Origin of the sequence: Rhizobium alarense, from assembly GCF_021555155.1 — a bacterium.
GTDB lineage: Bacteria > Pseudomonadota > Alphaproteobacteria > Rhizobiales > Rhizobiaceae > Rhizobium_D > Rhizobium_D alarense.
The window spans coordinates 1-16,645 of record NZ_JAKGBU010000101.1 but is presented as its reverse complement, the minus strand read 5'-3'; the positions used below and the strand labels follow the sequence as shown (position 1 = coordinate 16,645).

At 65.4% G+C, this 16,645-nt stretch carries 16 protein-coding genes; 9 read left to right on the top strand and 7 right to left on the bottom strand.

Annotated features, from left to right (window positions below):
- The 5 genes from LXM94_RS22725 to LXM94_RS22705 all read left to right on the top strand — a co-directional run.
- The coding region (locus LXM94_RS22725; RefSeq protein WP_235773753.1) for a hypothetical protein at positions 1-1,162 on the top strand (1,162 nt) is incomplete at its 5' end.
- Positions 1,163-1,457: 295 nt separating this feature from the next.
- The gene (locus LXM94_RS22720) at positions 1,458-2,441 is read left to right on the top strand and encodes a helix-turn-helix domain-containing protein (RefSeq protein ID WP_235773752.1); all 984 of its coding nucleotides are present in this window, start codon (positions 1,458-1,460) and stop codon (positions 2,439-2,441) included.
- Positions 2,442-2,702: 261 nt separating this feature from the next.
- On the top strand, positions 2,703-4,067 hold the full coding sequence (locus LXM94_RS22715; RefSeq protein WP_235773751.1) for a TadE/TadG family type IV pilus assembly protein: 1,365 nt from the start codon (positions 2,703-2,705) through the stop codon (positions 4,065-4,067).
- A gap of 7 nt (positions 4,068-4,074) precedes the next feature.
- Complete coding sequence (locus LXM94_RS22710; RefSeq protein WP_235773750.1) at positions 4,075-4,578, top strand: TadE/TadG family type IV pilus assembly protein; 504 nt, start codon at positions 4,075-4,077, stop codon at positions 4,576-4,578.
- The gene (locus LXM94_RS22705) at positions 4,578-5,171 is read left to right on the top strand and encodes a TadE/TadG family type IV pilus assembly protein (protein WP_235773749.1); all 594 of its coding nucleotides are present in this window, start codon (positions 4,578-4,580) and stop codon (positions 5,169-5,171) included. Before LXM94_RS22710 ends, LXM94_RS22705 begins: the two co-directional genes overlap by 1 nt.
- A 9-nt stretch (positions 5,172-5,180) precedes the next feature.
- Here LXM94_RS22705 and gor read toward each other — a convergent pair whose 3' ends face one another.
- The 3 genes from gor to rpiA all read right to left on the bottom strand — a co-directional run bounded on the left by gor (position 5,181) and on the right by rpiA (position 7,984).
- On the bottom strand, positions 5,181-6,572 hold the full coding sequence (gene gor / locus LXM94_RS22700; protein ID WP_235773748.1) for a glutathione-disulfide reductase: 1,392 nt from the start codon (positions 6,570-6,572) through the stop codon (positions 5,181-5,183).
- Between the two features lie 138 nt (positions 6,573-6,710).
- Complete coding sequence (locus LXM94_RS22695) at positions 6,711-7,268, bottom strand: DUF2059 domain-containing protein (RefSeq protein ID WP_235773747.1); 558 nt, start codon at positions 7,266-7,268, stop codon at positions 6,711-6,713.
- A 17-nt stretch (positions 7,269-7,285) separates the two neighbouring features.
- On the bottom strand, positions 7,286-7,984 hold the full coding sequence (gene rpiA, locus LXM94_RS22690; protein WP_235773746.1) for a ribose-5-phosphate isomerase RpiA: 699 nt from the start codon (positions 7,982-7,984) through the stop codon (positions 7,286-7,288).
- A gap of 227 nt (positions 7,985-8,211) precedes the next feature.
- On the opposite strand from rpiA, the gene LXM94_RS22685 reads away from it, so the two are divergent.
- Entirely contained in the window at positions 8,212-8,886 is a 675-nt protein-coding gene (locus LXM94_RS22685; RefSeq protein WP_235773745.1) for an HAD family hydrolase, read from the top strand.
- A 54-nt stretch (positions 8,887-8,940) separates the two neighbouring features.
- On the opposite strand, the gene LXM94_RS22680 is transcribed toward LXM94_RS22685, so the two are convergent.
- Complete coding sequence (locus LXM94_RS22680; protein ID WP_235773744.1) at positions 8,941-10,839, bottom strand: L,D-transpeptidase family protein; 1,899 nt, start codon at positions 10,837-10,839, stop codon at positions 8,941-8,943.
- Between the two features lie 368 nt (positions 10,840-11,207).
- On the opposite strand from LXM94_RS22680, the gene fumC reads away from it, so the two are divergent.
- From fumC to LXM94_RS22665, 3 genes are all read left to right on the top strand, one after another.
- Positions 11,208-12,650, top strand: coding sequence for a class II fumarate hydratase (fumC, locus tag LXM94_RS22675; protein WP_408015687.1), 1,443 nt, complete (start codon positions 11,208-11,210; stop codon positions 12,648-12,650).
- A gap of 156 nt (positions 12,651-12,806) precedes the next feature.
- Positions 12,807-13,877: a GGDEF domain-containing protein gene (locus tag LXM94_RS22670; protein ID WP_235773742.1), complete on the top strand. Its 1,071-nt coding sequence runs from the start codon at positions 12,807-12,809 to the stop codon at positions 13,875-13,877.
- 164 nt (positions 13,878-14,041) lie between these two features.
- Entirely contained in the window at positions 14,042-14,686 is a 645-nt protein-coding gene (locus LXM94_RS22665; protein ID WP_408015686.1) for a L,D-transpeptidase, read from the top strand.
- A gap of 249 nt (positions 14,687-14,935) precedes the next feature.
- Here LXM94_RS22665 and LXM94_RS22660 read toward each other — a convergent pair whose 3' ends face one another.
- The 3 genes from LXM94_RS22660 to LXM94_RS22650 form a co-directional block, all read right to left on the bottom strand.
- Entirely contained in the window at positions 14,936-15,760 is an 825-nt protein-coding gene (locus LXM94_RS22660) for a M15 family metallopeptidase (RefSeq protein ID WP_235773741.1), read from the bottom strand.
- Complete coding sequence (locus LXM94_RS22655; RefSeq protein ID WP_235773740.1) at positions 15,732-16,115, bottom strand: hypothetical protein; 384 nt, start codon at positions 16,113-16,115, stop codon at positions 15,732-15,734. The genes LXM94_RS22660 and LXM94_RS22655 overlap by 29 nt, the downstream gene beginning before the upstream one ends.
- Positions 16,116-16,197: 82 nt before the next feature.
- On the bottom strand, positions 16,198-16,645 hold a 448-nt coding region (locus LXM94_RS22650), incomplete at its 5' end, for an MSMEG_1061 family FMN-dependent PPOX-type flavoprotein (RefSeq protein ID WP_235773739.1).

The following is a 16,645-nucleotide window of genomic DNA, read 5'->3' as shown; positions in this document are numbered from 1 at the left end:
CGCCGCGGCGCTCGGCGCGATCAGCGAGAAGTCCGAGGGTGTCGCCGCGGCGGTCGAGATGGCGCAGGATGGCGAGGTCGCGATTGCAGAAGCGGACGCGCTCAAGCTCTTTGCGGCCCAGTCGGGACCGGGCATCGGCTCGGTGCCCGTCGATGTCGATATCGTGGTCAAGAAGCAGGGCAACAATCTCGCGTCGAGCGTGCGGTTCGACGCCCATGTCCCGACGAGCTTCCTGCGGATCATCGGCCGGAACTCGATCACCATCAGCGGCAGCGCATCCGCCGTCTACCAGACGGAAAGCTTCATCGACTTCTACATGCTGCTCGACAACACCCCGTCCATGGGCGTCGGCGCGACGCCGGCGGACGTGGAGAAGCTCGTCAATGCCACGTCCGACAAATGTGCCTTCGCCTGCCATATCGTCTCCGAAGCGGGCGTGGAGGATATGAACAGCCGCTACCATCTCGCCCGCAAGATCGGCGCGACGATCCGCATCGACGTCGTGGCGAAGGCGACAGCCGCGCTGATGGACGAGGCGATTGGCACGCAGAAACACGCCAATCAGTTCCGCATCGCCGCTTATACGTTCGGCGAAAAGGCGGAGGACGTGAAGCTCAACAAGGTCGCAGACCTGACCGGCGACCTCGCATCGATCAAGAAATCGACCGACGACATCAAGCTGATGAGCATTCCCAAGCAGAACTACAACAACGACCAGCAGACGAGCTTTGACGACGCCCTGACGAAAATCAGCGCTGAAATCAGCACGCCCGGCCTCGGCACCAGCACGAGCGACCGCGAAAAAATCGTCTTCTTCGTCGCCGACGGTATCGGCGACAGCTACAAACCCACGTCGTGCACAAAGCCGGTCACAACCGGAAGCAAACCCGGCCGCTGCCAGGAACCCATCGACACCAAATACTGTCAGGCGCTGAAGGACCGCGGCATCAAGATCGCGGTGCTCTACACCACCTACCTGCCGCTGCCGACGAACGACTGGTACAACAAGTGGATCGCCCCCTTCCAGGGCGAGATCGGCAACCGCATGCAGCAATGCGCCTCAGACGACCTCTATTTCGAGGTGAGCCCCACCGACGGCATCGAGGAGGCTATGAAGGCGCTGTTCATCAAGGCTGTCAGAAGCCCGCGACTCGCAAGCTGACAGGCACAACGCCCCCGGCACGATCCGCCGTTTCGGCCATTCTTCCCCGCAGTTCATGCCGGCTTCGCCACGCGCGATGCCGTGCGACGAAGCCGGAACGACCTTTCAGCGCGTTTCGGACACCAGCTTCGCGCAGCGGATAGGGCGAGAATGCGAACGTTTACGCGCGCATATATAAGGACACAGATAAATATTATAATTTTCTGGAACGGTTTCCGACAGGGGGTTACAGTCTGCTGACGTACGTAAATCATGTCCTGCCTCAACGCTCGCGCGGCCGCTCTCGGAAGGCCGGATGACGAAGAACTCCTCCATCAACCAGTTCCGGGTCGTGGAAGCTGACGTGGACATGATGCGCGAGCACTATGCCCGCACCCTCAAGCCGGTGAAGCTGCAGCCGCTCGGCGCCAAGTGCATTTCGGTGGCCGATCAGCATTTCTCGACAGATGAATTCGACATCTGGAGCGGCATCTGTCGATCCGGCATGGCCGTCGACTTCACCGAACCGCCCGACGCCTACGCGCTCTACGTACCGCTCGGCGGGACGATGGAGATGGAGGTGGCGGGCCAGCCGCTGGTGTCGACGCCGGAGGTCCTGGTCGCCGCCGACCTCGCGCTCTGCCAGAACCTGCGCATTCACGAGAACCGCAGCCATATCGGCCTCGCCTTCAGCCGCAAGGCGATGACCCGCCAGTTGAGCGAACTGATCGACGCACCGGTGCTGCACGACCTCGACCTCGCCGCAACGCTCGAAATGCGCGCCGGGCCGAGCGTCCTTCTGTCATCGCTGAGCCAGGTCCTGTGGAACACCGTCAGCAGCGGCGAAGGCCAGGCGATCGACACGCATTCGACGCAATATCTGTTCCGCACGATCATGGTGACGATCCTGGAGAACATACCCCATCGCTACACCTCGCTGCTCGAGCGCCCCGCCTCGCCCGCCATGCCGCGACAGGTCAAGCGGGCGATCGATTTCATGACGGCCAATGTCGCGGCTCCCCTGACGGTGGCCGAAATCGCGGCGGCGGCCGGTGTCAGCGTGCGCTCCCTCCAGATGGGCTTCCAGCAGTTCCGCAACACGACGCCGCTCAGCTATCTCCGGCAGATCCGGCTGGAAGGCGTGCGGCGCGACCTGCTCGCCGCGCATGAGCGCAATACCGTCGCCGACGTGGCGCGACGGTGGGGCTTCAGCCACATGGGACGTTTCTCGATGCTCTATCGCGAGGCCTTCGGCGAACTGCCGACGGAATCGCTGCGGGTGACGAAAAGCGGGCGCTGAGCGCGGGCCGCCCGCCCGGAGGGGCTTTCGGGCGCGGGCAGCCTCGTCGTCGCACTCTCTTGCGCACACCGGATAGGATTGCGCAATCCGCAGACTTACCGATGCGTTCGTTTACCTTCAGCTAAATCATTCGGCCAATTAGTCATACCAGTTGGACACAATTGGGGGCGAGCGATCGCAATGTTTGGTTCGCGGGGAAAACAAGCGGCCGTACGGTCAGCCGCATCGAGACTGCGTGGCGACAAGGGCGGCAACATCGCGATGGCCTTCGCGCTTGCGATCGTGCCGATGATCCTCGCCGTCGGCGCAGGCATCGATTATGTCCGGGCCTACAATATCAGGGTCAAGATGCAGTCCGATCTCGACGCGGCGCTGCTCGCGGCGATCAAGGAGGTCGACACGCTCGAGGAAGACGACCTGCAGGAAAAGGTGGCGGCCTGGTTCGACGCGCAGACGGATCTCGACAGCACGAAATATTCGCTTGTCGGCACCGACATCACCGTCAGCAAGACCGACAAGACGATCGAAGCCGTCGCCTCCTCCTCCGTCGAGACGACCTTCATGAAGATCGCCAATATCGAGACGGTGCCGGTCGCGGTGCAGTCGTCGGTGGCGGGGCCGGCGACCGCCTATCTCAACGTCTATATCGTTCTCGACAAGTCGGCCTCCATGCTGCTGCCGGCGACGGAGACGGACCGGAAGTCGCTCTTCGACCTGGTCTACAAATATTCCTACGATGGCAAAAGCCGCGCCTACATGTCCTGCGAGTTCGCCTGTCATGAGGCGGAGGGATCCATCGTCTTCAAGTATCGCGGCAAGACCTACGGCAACATCTACGACTTCATCAGCACGCAGGACATCACGCTGCGCACCGACGTCGCCCTGTCGGCGACCGACAAGGTGCTCGACATGATCGATGACGCGGATGCCGACCACGACCGCATCAAGATCGGCCTCTACGGCTTCGGCGACAGCCTCTCGGAAGCGATCGCCCCGACCTTCTCGACGACCACCGCCGCCAAGGCACTGACCGAAGACAAATACAATCTGACGAGCGCCACGTCGCAGAGCTCGACCTATTTCAACGACATCATGGAGGAACTGGAGGACGTCGTCGGCATCGCCGGCGACGGCACGTCGGCGGGCTCGCCCCTGAAGCTCGTCCTCTTCCTGACGGATGGGGTGCAGTCGACGCGAAGCTGGGTGACCAGCGGCGTGAACTGGACATGGGGAGACTGGGACAGCGACGGCGTGTCGACCCCGAAGAGCGGCGCCTCCTGGCACAAGGTCGCTCCGATGAACCCCGCCTGGTGCGACAGCCTCAAGACCAACGGCGTCACCGTCGGCGTGCTCAACACCGAATATCTCGAAATTCCCTACGACTGGGGCTATCAGGTGACGCTCGACGCCACCATGGCCAGTGCCGACTGGAAATCGACCTGGGGCGGCGCGATCCGCTCGGACGTCGCCACGAGCACGACACGCCACGACTATCTCGAATATGCACTGAAGGACTGCGCCACGTCGGAGGACCTCTTCCTCTCCGCCTCCGACTCCGACGAGATCGAGGAGGGGCTGTCGACGCTCTTCGAGCAGTACCTGACCAATGTCCGGCTGACGCAGTGAGGGCGCCATGAGATCGTTCAAGGCCCTCAGGCGCGACAGGACGGGCGCCGCCGCCATCGAGTTCGCCCTTCTCGCCCTGCCCTTCTTCCTCTCCGTCTTCGCCATTCTCGACGTCGCCATCATGTATTTCGTCGATTCCGGCCTCGATGCTGCCCTGGAGAAATCCGCCAGGCAGGTGCGCGTCGGCGAGGCGACGGACTGGGAGCTCGGCACGTTCAAGGAAGCGGTCTGCGAGCAGGTCGCCTTTTCCTTCGACTGTTCCGAAGAGCTTCTGGTGCGCGCCTCCGTCATTTCCGACATGAGCTCCGTCGCCATGGCCTCCGTCATCAGCGGCGGTGTCCTGTCGGTCACGGAGGCCTTCGACGTGGGCGAATCCGGCGACTACGTGCTGATTCAGGCCTACCTGCCCTTCACGCCGGCGCTGCCGTTCTACACCTATTCGACGAGCAAGCTCGACGACGGGCGCTACGTGCTCGGCGCAACTCAGATCTTCAAGAACGAGCCCTTCTGATGCGACACGCAGGCAAGACATCCCAGGACGACCGGTCCGCCGCAAGGCGCGGCACGGCGGCTCGGCTGCTGCGCAGGCGCGACGGCGCCTCGGCCGTGGAATTCGTGCTGATCTTTCCGATCATGATCAGCCTCCTGGCCGGCACGATCGATTTCGGACAGGCCCTGATGCTCACCCGGAAGCTCAACCTCGTCGCGTCACGTCTCGGCGACATGGTTTCGCAGAAGTCGACCTGGACGACGAGCGACGTGGAGGCGATCATGGCGGGCACCGCGCTGATCGTCTCCCCCTTCGACACCAGCGAACTCGAGATCCAGCTCGCCGTGGTGGACATCGACGACGATCTCGATGCGACCGTCAACTGGGCGAAGGCCTACAACGGCACGGCACTGAGCCACGGCGCCGATTCGCCGGTCGACATCCCGGAGGAAATCGCCCAGTCCGGCGTGCAGCTCATCGCGGTCAATGCGACCTTCACGCTCGAGACGCCCTTCGCCAGCCTCTTCGAGCCGCTGACCGGCGTCACCGCCTACAGTTTCAGTAAGAAATACATCATGCGCCCGCGCATCAAGGACACGGTTGCGCTGAACTGAGCGGCCGGGTCAGGGCACCCGGACGCCGCCGCGCAGCCGGTAGCTCGGCTGATACATCGTCACCAGCTCTTCCGCCGCGGTCGGATGCACCGCCATGGTGCGGTCGAAGTCGTCCTTCGTGCAGCCGGCCTTAAGGCTGACACCGAGAAGCTGCGCCATCTCGCCGGCGTCGTGGCCGAGCACGTGGGCGCCGAGCACCTTGCGGTCGGCCGCATTGACGACGAGCTTCATGATCGTCTTCTCGCTGCGGCCCGACAGCGTCGCCTTCATCGGCCGGAACTCGGCCCGGTAGACCTCGATGTCGTCGAAGCGCTTCGCCGCCGCGTCCTCGCTCATGCCGACCGTGCCGATTTCCGGCTGCGAGAAGACCGCGGTGGCGATCATGTCATGATCGGGCGAGACCGGATTGTCGCGGAACTCGGTCTCGACGAAGCACATGGCCTCGTGGATCGCCACCGGCGTCAGTTGCACACGGTCGGTGACGTCGCCAAGCGCGAAGATGCTCGACACGTTGGTGCGCGAGAAGGCGTCGACGACGACGGCGCCCTTCTCGTTGAGCGCGACGCCCGCCGTCTCCAGGCCGAGTCCGCGTGTGTTCGGCACGCGGCCGAGCGCCAGCATGACCTGGTCGACGACAAGATCGCCGTGGTTCTTCGTCGCGACCACGCGCCGTCCGTCGGCGTCTTCGACGACGGACTGCATGATGTCCTCGCACAGGATGCGGATGCCCTTCGCCTCCATGGCGGCATGCAGGCCGCGGCGCATGTCCTGGTCGAAGCGCGACAGGATCTCCCTGCCGCGATAGATCAGCGTCGTCTCGACGCCGAGGCCGTGGAAGATATTGGCGAATTCGACCGCGATGTAGCCGCCGCCGGCGATCAGGATCGATCCGGGCAGGCTCGGAAGGTCGAAGGCCTCGTTGGAGGTGATGCAGAGGTCGTGGCCCGGCAGGTCGTGATGCGGCGTCGGATGGCCGCCGACGGCGATCAGGATACGCTCGGCCGTCACCAGCCGGTCGTCCGCCGTGAGGCGGATGGTGTTCGGTCCGGCGAGAACGGCGCGCGTGTTGAGGATCTCGGCCTTGGCGTTCTCGAGGCCCTTGCGGTAGAGGCCCTCCAGCCGGGTGATCTCCTTCTCCTTGGCGGCGACCAGCGTCGCCCAGTCGAAGCGGGTTTCGCCCACCGTCCAGCCGAAACCCGCGGCATCCTCGAAATGCTCGTGGAACTGCGAGGCGTAGACATAGAGCTTCTTCGGCACGCAGCCGCGGATGACGCAGGTGCCGCCGAAGCGGAACTCCTCGGCAATCGCCACCCTTTTGCCCATGCCCGCCGCGAGCCTGCCGCTGCGTACGCCGCCGGACCCGCCGCCGATCACGAAGAGGTCGTAGTCATACTCGGTCATCAAGATCTCCCCTGCCGGTGCCCGTCCGTCGTGCCATCGCCCGGCCAAGCCTCAAACCCTGCCAACTATATGGAACCGCCAGGCAGGAAAACAAAAGCCCGGATCGCTCCGGGCTTTCGAGCGGCCGTCCTGCGGCGCTTACTGCTGCGGCGTGGCTTCGGCGGGCTGCTGCCCCTCTTCGACGGCCGGCGCCACCGTTCCGATCTCGGCCTGCAGCTTCTTGCTGCTTTCGACCGCGAGGTCGCGGGAGATGCCGCTGGCCCAGATATTGGCCGCCTTCATCGTCTCGCGCGCGGCGATCGGGCCGTCCTTCAGGAGCTTCTTGCCGACCGGGGAATTGTAGAAGTCGGCAATCGCCTTCAGTTCCTCGACCGAGAAGGATTTCGCGTAGATTGTCGCGGCCTCGCGCTCGAGGTCGGCGCGGCGGGCGGCGAGCGTCAGCGCCTCCGTATCGACCGTCGTGTTGATCAGCGCCTCGTGGTTCGGGTTCGACTGGATCAGGGTTCCCTTCAGGCGGGCGGCGAGGTTCGGCAGGATGTTGTCGAACGGCGCGGTCGCGGCCAGCGCGTCCATCGCGGTGCGCGCCGCCTTGATCTGCTCATCCGTGACATCCTGCGCCCGGGCGGCTCCGGCCAGCGCGGCGGTGACGACGAGCGTGGCTGCGAGGGTCCGGCCGAGGCCAGCAAAGGTGATCATGTGGTTTCTGCTCCTGTCTAACGTTTCGCCGTCAGCGCGCGCGCGCCCGCCGGACCGGCAATGATTGCAAGCGATGCCATGTTGATGAACAGGCCGTGTTCGACGACGCCGGGAATGCGGTTCAGCGATTCAGAGAGCGCATCTGCATCAGGAATACGGCCAAAAGATGCGTCCAGAATGAGATGCCCGCCATCCGTCGTGAAATCGTCGGCGCCGGATTTGCGGACCGCGATATCGCCGGAAAGGCCGAGGCGCGCGGCGGTCCGCTCGACCGCGATGCGCGTCGCGACTAGCCCGAAGGCATTGACCTCGATCGGCAGCTTGAAGGCACCCAGCGTTTCGACCACCTTGCTCTCGTCGGCAATCACGATCATGCGGGCCGAGGCGCTCGCGACGATCTTCTCGCGCAGCAGCGCGCCGCCGGCGCCCTTGATGAGGTTCAGCGCGCCGTCGACCTCGTCGGCCCCGTCGATGGTGAGGTCCAGTTCCGGCAACTCGTCGAGCGACTTCAGCGGCACGCCGAGCTCGACGCAGAGCCGCGCGGTACGCTCCGAGGTCGGTACACCCTGCACCTTCAGGCCGTCGGCCACCTTCTCGGCGAGAAGCCGGACGAATTCCTCTGCCGTCGATCCGGTGCCGATGCCAAGGCGCATGCCGTCCTCGACATGCGCCAGTGCCGCCGCCGCGGCCTTGATCTTCATTTCGCGCGCGTCCATGCGCTGCCTGCTCCCTGGTCCTCGTGACGCCCAACCCGAAGGCCGGCTGCCGAATTGCCGGAGAGACTTACACGGCCTCGCCCGCAAACGAAAGCCAAAATCATGGCTATAGGCGGCGGCTGGCCGGTCGCCGTGCCGCCACGGGATATCGCCCGCAGCCGAATTGCAATGCGGCGCGCGATCCCCTAGGGAACCGTTGCCTCCAACGCATGCACGCAAGGTGACCCGTGACCGCATCGCTCATCGTCTTCGACCTCGACGGCACCCTGATCGACACCGCCGCCGACCTCGTCGCCAGCCTCAACCACACGATCGGCGTCGAGGGGCTCGAGCCCGTCGGCTTCGGCGACCTCACCTATCTCGTCGGCCATGGCGGCCAGGTGATGATCCGCCGTGCCTTCGAGCTGCGCGGCCGCACGCTGTCGGAGCCGGACCTTGCCCGCATGCTCGGGGTCTTCGTCGAGCACTACGCGGCCGGCATGCCCGGGCTCTCCGCGCCCTATCCGGGGCTCGTCGAGGCGATGGACCGGCTTTCGGCCGGAGGCCACCGGCTCGCCGTCTGCACCAACAAGCTGGAAATGCTCGCCAAGCGCCTCATCCAGGGTCTCGGCATGACGACGCGCTTTGCGGCGATCACCGGCGGCGATACCTTCGCGGTCAGGAAACCCGATGCCGGGCACCTGCTCGGCACGGTCCGGCTGGCCGGCGCCGATCCCGCCCGCACCGTGATGATCGGCGACAGCCGCAACGACATGCTGGTCGCAAGGAACGCCGGCGTGCCGTCGATCGCCGTGCCCTTCGGCTATTCGGACGTGCCGGTGGAAAGCCTGGAGCCGTCGCACGTCATCGCCCATTTCGACGAACTGACGCCGGACCTCGTCGCCGGCCTTCTCGCCCGCTGACGACAAAGGGCGGCCGAAACGACCGCCCCGTCTTCTGTGCCCTGTGCCGGACGATCAGCCCTGTGCGTGCCGTGCCGCGCGCGTCGCCTCGACGGCCTTGCGCAGGTAGTCGTCACGGCCGTAGACGTCGTCGAAATATTCGACCTTGCCGTCCTTGTTCGGCCAGGCGGTGAAATAGGACACGTAGACCGGAATGCGCTCCGGCACGCTGACCGCCTTGTTCCCGCCCTGCGCGATCTCGGCGCCGATATGCTCGACCGTGGTGCCGAGCACGGCCGCCGCCATCTTGCGCGGCTCGCTGAGGCGCACGCAGCCATGGCTGAGCGCCCGCATGTCGCGCTTGAAGAAGCTCTTCGACGGCGTGTCGTGCATGTAGATCGCGTGGCTGTTCGGGAAGAGGATCTTCAGTTCGCCGAGCGCGTTGTCGCCGCTCGGCGGCTGGCGCACCGAGACGCCCGACGTCGAACCGTGCCAGTTGACGGAGGAAGACGGCACCGCCCTGCCGCCCACCGCGACCTCGTAGCCCATGCGATCGAGATAGGACGGATCGCTCCGCAGTTTCGGCAGCATCTCGTTGATGATGATCGACTGCGGCACACCCCAGTAGGGATTGAACTCGACCGTCTGTATCTCGTCCTCGAAGAAGTAGGTCTGGTTGGCCTTCGAGCCCACGACGGTGCGCATCGCGAACTGCTCGGCGCCGTTCTCGTGATAGTAGGCCATGAAGGCCGGCTGGTTGATGAAGACGTAGCGGCCGCCGAGATCGGCCGGCAGCCAGCGCGCCTGTTCCAGCGCCGCCTCGACCTTGGCGATGCGGTCCGAGACGCTGTCGCCGCCGACGAGCTTGCGGATCGTCGCCGCGCCGATGACGCCGTCCGGCTTCAGCCCCTTTTCCTGCTGGAAGGCCTCGACGAGTGAGACCAGCTCCGGCGTATAGTCCGGCGTGCCCGCATAGGTGGCGATCGTCACAGAATGGTCGGTCTTCAGCGCGTCGGAGCCCTGCTTGACCACGCCCTTGACGATGTTGGCGAGTTCCGGATTGCTCTGGCCGGGCTTCAGGAGCGTGCCGTCGGCGATCGAGACGCGCTCGGACGTGTCCCCGCTTGCCTTCAGCGCCTTCAGTTCCGCGACCAGGGCCTTGAAATGGGCGCCGGACGGCGAACGGCTGCGCAAATAAGCCGCCACGTCGCCGCTCCTTGCGATCACGCCGAGGGCACCCGACAGATTGACCGTCTTGCGCGCAAAATCGTGGTAGCCGGAGATGCGGTTCGGATCGATCCTCCCCCGCACGGTGTCGAGCACATAGGTCGCAACCGCCGCGGAAAGCTTGACCTCGAATTTGGCGAGCGCCCGGTCGCGGGCCAGCATGTCGCCGCGGTCGAAGCTGTCCGGCGGGACGTCGACCGCATAGTCCTCCGGATCGAGGCCGACCGAAGCGGCATCGGCGAGCACCGCAAGCGCCGCCTTGGCGCGCGCATTCGGGAACCCGTTCGCAACCCAGATCAGCCCGTCGTTGCGCGCATAGAAATCCTGCACGGCCTTGGCGCTCTCGCCGACCGCGCGGATGGTCAGCCCGGGAAAGGCGCGGCGCACGTCGTCGTTGCCGTTGCCGGCGAGCGGCGCCAGGCCGCGGGCGCCGATCGAACCGGTGACGACCGGATCGGAAAGCTCCGTCATGGCGAGCGTCTTCAGACCGTCGGCCTTGTAGGTGTAGTAGCGCGGGCCTGTGACCTTCGGCAGCGGCCTGCTTTCGGCCTGCATCGCCGGCGTCTGGACACTCTGGCCGGGAAATACGCCGGGCAGGCCGTTGTCGGTGCGCTGCTCCCTGCTGCGCTTGCCGCGCAGCATGTCCATCAGCGTGATCGACTGGGCATTTGCCGGCGTCACGTCGACGGCCGCAACGGTGCAGGAGAGCATCAGCGCGGTCAGGGCCGCGTTCTTGAGAAAAGTCATCGGTCTTCCGTTCCCTCGGCCGCTGGCCTGCGGCCCGTCTGACGCCTGACTAGCAGGCCGGTAAGTTATAGGAAAGGATGGTAAACGAAATGCAAACGCACCGGCCCGCCATCTCCCGGGAGGCGTCACAAATGTGTGACACGGCCCGATGCGGAGAACGCGCGAGCCGCCTGCTTTATTTGCAAAGCCCTGCTGCGGCGGCAATCTTCCGGCAGAATGCGCCTTAATCGATTTTAGCCGAAAGTCGGCTGCCGCGACGACGCGCCGGGCCTTTACAACGGGCAGCCTTCTGGGCCACAGAAAGGCCCGAATTCTTGCGCGGCGCCCCGGAAAACTCTTGCCCGGCGCCGCCGGGCCCCGCAGCTCCCATGCAGGCGGCGGCGGCCAGTTGGAAGCATGGCTCAAAGCGGGAAACACGGATGACATCCACGCGCACCGAAACCGACACCTTCGGCCCCATCGACGTCGACAACAGCCGCTACTGGGGCGCGCAGGCGCAGCGCTCGCTCGGCAACTTCAAGATCGGCTGGGAGAAGCAGCCGGCCTCGGTCGTGCGCGCCCTCGGCATCGTCAAGCAGGCCGCCGCCAAGGCGAACATGGCACTCGGCCGCCTCGACCCGGCGCTCGGAAAGGCGATCGTCGACGCTGCGCAGGAAGTGATCGACGGCAAGCTGAATGACCACTTCCCGCTCGTCGTCTGGCAGACGGGCTCTGGCACCCAGTCCAACATGAACGCCAACGAGGTGATCTCCAACCGGGCGATCGAGATGCTCGGCGGCACCATGGGATCCAAGAAGCCGGTGCATCCGAACGACCACGTCAACATGAGCCAGTCGTCGAACGACACCTACCCGACGGCCATGCACATCGCCTGCGCCGAGCGCATCGTGCACGACCTGCTGCCGGCGCTGAAACAGCTGCATGCGGCCCTCGAGGCCAAGGTCAAGGCCTTCGACCACATCATCAAGATCGGCCGCACCCACACCCAGGATGCGACGCCGCTGACCCTCGGCCAGGAATTTTCCGGCTATGCCGCGCAGGTCGCCTCGTCGATCGCCCGCATCGAGATGACGCTTCCCGGCCTCTGCGAACTCGCCCAGGGCGGCACGGCCGTCGGCACGGGCCTCAACGCACCGATCGGCTTCGCCGAAAAGGTCGCCGAGGAGATCGCCGCCATCACCGGCATCGCCTTCAAGACGGCGCCGAACAAGTTCGAGGCCCTCGCCGCCCATGATTCCATGGTCTTCTCGCACGGTGCGATCAATGCGACGGCCGCCGCGCTGTTCAAGATCGCCAACGACATCCGCTTCCTCGGCTCCGGCCCCCGCTCCGGCCTCGGCGAACTGGCGCTGCCGGAAAACGAGCCCGGCTCGTCGATCATGCCCGGCAAGGTCAACCCGACGCAGTGCGAGGCGCTGACCCAGGTCTGCGCCCAGGTCTTCGGCAACCACGCGACGCTCACCTTCGCCGGCAGCCAGGGCCATTTCGAGCTCAACGTCTTCAACCCGCTGATGGCCTACAACTTCCTGCAGTCCGTCCAGCTTCTCTCCGACGCCGCCATCTCCTTTACCGACAACTGCGTCGTCGGCATCGAGGCGCGCGAGGACAACATCAAGGCCGCCCTCGACCGCTCGCTGATGCTGGTGACCGCGCTCGCGCCGAAGATCGGCTACGACAACGCCGCCAAGATCGCCAAGACGGCGCACAGGAACGGCACGACGCTGCGTGAGGAAGCTGTCGGCGGCGGTTACGTCACCAACGCGGAGTTCGACGAGGTGGTGCGGCCGGAAAAGATGATCATGCCGGGCTGACGCCATCCGCCCTTCGAGACGACCGACCCCGGAACGCCTGCGCTCCGGGGTTTTCTTTGCGCCGATGACGGCGCGATCAGCATATCGTTAATCCTTCCCCAACAATTCTCGCCTAATTTTACGGACCGGGAGCGAATAACGATCCAGGAGAAGCCGATGAACACGGCGGGCGCGCAGAAGGCGCAGGTACCCGATATTGCGGCACAGGTGACGTATGCGATGCGCATCATGGGAGTGGCTGCAATTCCGCGCAATTACGAGCTCTTCTACGAGGCCTATATCGGCTCCAATCCCAAGCTGACACGCGAGCTGGCGGCCCTCGGCAGCAAGGCGACGCAGGAGGAGCTGGACGCGATCGGCAGCCGGTATTTCGGCCATCACCACCGTGCCGAGGTCATCGACGGCGCCCACAGCCGGATCGTCTTGCAGCTGGACGGTATCCTGCGCCTGCTGCGCCAGGAACAGAATTCGCTCGAAAGCTACAACACCCTGCTCGGCGAGACCTTCGCCCGGATCAGCAGCAAGAACACGGCAAGCGTCGATCTCTTGAAGAACGCCATCGGCGTCATCACCGAGGCAACCGACGACACGCTCACGCAGGGCAAGGAGCGCGTCGAGGACGTCGTCCAGACGTCCATGGAAATGGACGTCGTTCGCCGCGAACTCGACGAATACAAGCGCATCGCCAGCACGGACTCGCTGACGCAGCTCTCCAACCGCCGCGCCTTCGACAACCGGCTTGCCGCCGTCTACGACAACGCGCTGACGCGCAACGCGACCGCGCTGGTCCTCGCCGACATCGACCATTTCAAGAAGATCAACGACACCTACGGCCACCCGGTCGGCGACAAGATCCTTGCGACCGTCGGCAATCTCGTGCGCACCATCGTGCGCAAGGACATCTTCCTCGCCCGCACCGGCGGCGAGGAATTCGCGATGATCATCGAGGGCAATACCGAGGAGGAAGCGATGCTGATCGCCGAGCGGGTCCGCTCCGCGCTCGAAAGCACGCCCTTCAAGAACTCCAAGACCGGCGTCAACTACGGCCCGGTCACCATCTCGCTCGGCATCTGCATGGCATCGGAGGCCGAAGGGCCCGGCGAACTCTACAGCAAGGCCGACATCGCCCTTTATTGCGCCAAGAACGGCGGCCGCAACCGGGTGATGGCCTACGAGGACGGCATGAAGAAGGAATTTTCGAAGAGCTGGCTGATCTACCGCAAGTGACCCCCGCCTGACCCACCCTGCGACGGCGCCGAAAGGCGCCGTGCTATCGTCCGGCATCGCCGTGTTCCCGCCGGAACAGCCGTGTGCCGGGCGGTCTTCTAGAACCATCCCATCAGGAACAGGCGGCCGCCGGAACGATGCGGCCCGGAGATGGGAGAAGAACCATGAAGACGCTGATCGCCACGCTCGCCGCGACCCTCATGCTGACGGCCGGCCTCGCCAATGCCGCCCCGAAGGACGGCGCCTTCGAAGTCGCCTCGCTCGCCTCGACCAGCCAGAAGACCGGCTGGCTGCAGGTCCTCTCGGAGGGCAAGCCGATGAAGTCGGCAAAGCGCCGCGACGCCGTCAGCCGCGCGCCGATCGCCCGCGAGATCGTCCGGTTCAAGGAGGACGTGGCGCCGGGCACGGTCATCGTCGACAATTCCGAACGCCGCCTCTACCACGTGCTCGGCCACGGCATTGCCGTCAAGTATGCCGTCAGCGTCGGCCGCGACGGCTTTCTCTGGACGGGCGTCAACCGGGTGAGCCGCAAGACGGAATGGCCGACCTGGACGCCGCCGGAAGACATGCGGGCCCGCGAGGCCAAGAAGGGCAAGATCCTGCCGGTCTCCATGAAGGGCGGCCTCGACAACCCGCTCGGCGCCCGCGCCCTGTATCTCGGCTCGACCATCTACCGCATCCACGGCACCAACCAGCCATCCTCGATCGGCCAGGCCATGTCGTCCGGCTGCATCCGCATGGCCAACGAGGATGTCGAACACCTCTATGCGCAGGTCTCGATCGGCGCGACGGTGATCGTGCGGGACTGACGGCGGCGAATAGCGAATAGCGAATAGCGAATAGCGAATAGCGAATAGCGAATAGCGAATAGCGAATAGCGAATAGGGCATGTCGGTCAGCGGCTGATGTCAACCGGCCTGAAGGTGCGCCCCGGCGGCGAATCCGCGACCGCCTTTCGCTACTCTCCACTCTCCACTCTCTACTCTCTACTCTCTACTCTCTACTCTCTACTCTCTACTCTCTACTCTCTATTCGCTATTCGCTATTCGCTACTCTCTCTATTCGCTCCCCTGTTGCCCGCAGGCCGAAACCCCGGCCGCCGCGCCGATGGCGATCAGTTCCGGCCGGTATTCGAAATGCATCGTGTCGTAGTGGTACCAGCGGCCGCCCCAGATGAAGCCCTGGCGCTCGAAGGCCTCGACGATCGCCATCGGGTACTTGTTGCGGTATTCGGGCACGCGGCCGGGCTTGCCGCCCGACCAGATCCAATAGTCCGCAAAAGCCGTGTTGAGGTCGATCGCCGCGCCAAAACTGTGCACCGAGAGGTTCGGCTGGCCGGCGACCCTGCGCCAGTTGAAGGTGCCGGCCGACGGCGCCAGATAGCGCCTGAGGTCGGGCCTGCCCGCAAGCGCGTCGCGCACCCGCCCGAGCGCCGACGCCGCGCCCTGGCGCTTCGTCACGCGCACCGTCCCGCCGAACCAGTCGACACGCACGAGCGCTTCCTCCACCGCCCTGGCCGAGCCGCCATAGAGACGTTTCATCAGCGCGTCGCTGCGGATGCGGCCGGGATCGTGGTCGACGCCGGGCGCGGCCTCGCAGGCACCGGCCGCATAGAGCTGCGACAGGCTGTCCTCCACATCCCCTTCCGCGACCGCTTCGGCATGGCTCTTCGACCGCCCGTCGTCGACCGCAAGCGGCGCGCCGCCATCGCGGAAGTGGATCAGCCCCTCGCCGATGCGCGCGATCGTCTCCGGATAGGCCCTGGCAAGCAGGTCGAGCCGCGTCGCCGGATCGGGCTCCGCCGCAGGCGCTGCCGGCGCGCATGACAGGCACAGCGCGGCGACAAGCGCCGGCTCAATCCACCGCGATGTTGATATAGTCACCCGAGGCCCCGCGCCAGATTTCCACGTGGACGCGCACGTCGCCGGCGAGCAGGCGCCGGGCAGCACCGCCCTCGATCCGTCCGCCGGCGATCATGCGCTCGGCAAGCTCGCGGTTCTTCGCCGAACCGAAGAAGCCGTCGACGCCGTCGCTCGGCTGGCGCACGCCGAAGCGGTGCACGTTCGCCCGGTCCTGGCGGATCACCTGCCAGGGCTGCGTCAGCCGCTCGTTGTAGGAATTGTAGAGATCGTCCTGGCCGATATAGGCGTCATAGGCCTCGATCAGGTCGTCGGCCCGTGCCGCAGCCTGGCCGGCGAGAAAGGCGGCGAACACGGCCGCGATGCGCGAAATCCTCATGTGGTTCCCCAAACTGCGCCGCGCGTGACCGGCCGGCGTCGGAAAGTCAAATGACGTTCGGCGGGGCGCGCCTATTCGCCGCTCACCACATGGTCTTCGCGGCGCGGTCCGGCCATTCGCGGTCATAGGCCACGCCGTCGAAACCCTTCTTGGCGGAGGCGAGCATCTGCCCGACCGTCGGCAGGCAGGCCGCATCGCGATGCCTGGCCGGATTCCAGAGGTCGGCGCGCAGCACCGCCCGCGCGCATTGCGAATAGACCTCCTCGATAGTGACGACCACGACCGAACGCGGGTGGCGGCCGTCCATCTCGAAACGCCGCGTCAGCTCTTCGTCGATCCGGAGCACGGCGCGGCCATTCACGCGCATCGTCGTGTTGGAGCCCGGAATGAGGAAGAGCAGCGCGACGCGCGGGTCGCGCACGATGTTGGCGAGCGAATCGGCCCGGTTGTTGCCGCGCCAGTCCGGCAGCATCAGCGTGCGTTCGTCCTCGATGTGGATGACCGCCCCGGCGTCGCCGCGCGGCGAGCAA

What these genes read in the sequence shown, in the direction of transcription:
- LXM94_RS22720 (WP_235773752.1), top strand. Translation starts at nt 1,458, where the DNA reads ATGACGAAGAACTCCTCCATCAACCAGTTCCGGGTCGTGGAAGCTGAC.
- LXM94_RS22680 (WP_235773744.1), bottom strand. Translation starts at nt 10,839, where the DNA reads ATGACTTTTCTCAAGAACGCGGCCCTGACCGCGCTGATGCTCTCCTGC.
- LXM94_RS22710 (WP_235773750.1), top strand. Translation starts at nt 4,075, where the DNA reads ATGAGATCGTTCAAGGCCCTCAGGCGCGACAGGACGGGCGCCGCCGCC.
- LXM94_RS22715 (WP_235773751.1), top strand. Translation starts at nt 2,703, where the DNA reads ATGGCCTTCGCGCTTGCGATCGTGCCGATGATCCTCGCCGTCGGCGCA.
- LXM94_RS22665 (WP_408015686.1), top strand. Translation starts at nt 14,042, where the DNA reads ATGAAGACGCTGATCGCCACGCTCGCCGCGACCCTCATGCTGACGGCC.
- LXM94_RS22670 (WP_235773742.1), top strand. Translation starts at nt 12,807, where the DNA reads ATGAACACGGCGGGCGCGCAGAAGGCGCAGGTACCCGATATTGCGGCA.
- fumC (WP_408015687.1), top strand. Translation starts at nt 11,208, where the DNA reads ATGCAGGCGGCGGCGGCCAGTTGGAAGCATGGCTCAAAGCGGGAAACA.
- LXM94_RS22705 (WP_235773749.1), top strand. Translation starts at nt 4,578, where the DNA reads ATGCGACACGCAGGCAAGACATCCCAGGACGACCGGTCCGCCGCAAGG.
- LXM94_RS22655 (WP_235773740.1), bottom strand. Translation starts at nt 16,115, where the DNA reads ATGAGGATTTCGCGCATCGCGGCCGTGTTCGCCGCCTTTCTCGCCGGC.
- LXM94_RS22695 (WP_235773747.1), bottom strand. Translation starts at nt 7,268, where the DNA reads ATGATCACCTTTGCTGGCCTCGGCCGGACCCTCGCAGCCACGCTCGTC.
- rpiA (WP_235773746.1), bottom strand. Translation starts at nt 7,984, where the DNA reads ATGGACGCGCGCGAAATGAAGATCAAGGCCGCGGCGGCGGCACTGGCG.
- gor (WP_235773748.1), bottom strand. Translation starts at nt 6,572, where the DNA reads ATGACCGAGTATGACTACGACCTCTTCGTGATCGGCGGCGGGTCCGGC.